Annotated in this window: 1 protein-coding gene; it reads left to right on the top strand. The window is 68.5% G+C overall.

Going from position 1 to position 1,133, the window contains the following annotated elements; genetic code table 11:
- Positions 1 to 1,133, top strand: a 1,133-nt coding sequence (locus tag AOK17_RS47635; protein ID WP_206190964.1) for a glycosyl hydrolase 115 family protein, incomplete at both ends; no start/stop codon positions are given.

Here is a 1,133-nt window from a genome sequence, read left to right as displayed (position 1 = left end):
GGGTGGCGGGTATGGGCTGTACTACCACTTCGACTACGTCGGCGTCGGCCGCAACTACAAGTGGGTGGACACCACTTCGCTGCCGAACATGTGGGACCAGCTCCACCAGGCGGTCGCGTACGGGAACCGGGAGTTGTGGGTCACGAACGTCGGCGACCTGAAGGGGAACGAGCTGCCGACCGAGTTCTTCCTCAACTACGCCTGGGACCCGAGGCGTTGGCCGGTGGAGAGGCTGGGGGAGTGGGAGCGGAGGTATGCGCGGCAGAACTTCGGCGGGGCGGCTTCCGAGATCGCGTCGATCTCGTCGGTGCTGGCGAGGTACGCGCAGCTCCAGTCGCGCCGTAAGCCGGAGTTGCTGAACCGCAGGATCACGCTGGTGGACGGGAAGGTCGTGTACGACGACCAGCAGACGCCCTTCTATTTCGGTCACCGTGAGCTGGAGCGGGTGACGGAGGAGTGGCGGCGGCTGGGGAAGGACGCGGAGCGGATCGGCCGACGGCTGCCGGCCGCGGACCAGGACGCGTGGTTCGAGCTCGTCGGGTACGCGGTGGCGGCGACGGCCAACCTGTACGGGTTGCGGCAGGCGGAGTTCACCAACCTGCTGTACGCGCGGCAGGGGCGGGCCGCGACGAATGACCTGGCGGCTGAGGCGGAGGCCGGGCTTGCCCGGGATTTCGCTCTTGCCGAGCGCTTCAACTCCCAGGTGGCGGGCGGTAAATGGCGTGGTTTTCAGACGCAGCCGCACATCGGGTACGGGGATGTGGAGCGGTACGGGCCCAACGCGCCGTGGCAGCAGCCGGAGCGGGACAACGTGGCTTTGCCGGATGAGATCTTCCCGGCGGTGAAGCGGATTGAGGTGCCGGTGGCCGCTGAGATGGGGGTGGCGGTGGATGGGGTGGAGTTGGAGTCGGGGGAGTGGTGGCCGGGTTCGCGTGCCTCCGGCGAGGCTGTGCTGCCCGTCTTCAGCCCGTACCAGACCCGGCCCGACCAGTACATCGAGGTCTTCAACCGGGGGCGTACGGCCTTCGACTACCGGATCACACCGTCGGTGCCGTGGATCAGGGTCGACCGGCCGCGGGGTCGGGTCGAGAAGCAGGTGCGGGTGGTGCTGACGGTGGACTGGGCCCGGGCCC

The sequence above is a fragment of the Streptomyces phaeochromogenes genome (assembly GCF_001418655.1).
GTDB lineage: Bacteria > Actinomycetota > Actinomycetes > Streptomycetales > Streptomycetaceae > Streptomyces > Streptomyces phaeochromogenes.
This window is presented reverse-complemented; position numbering and strand designations above follow the sequence as displayed.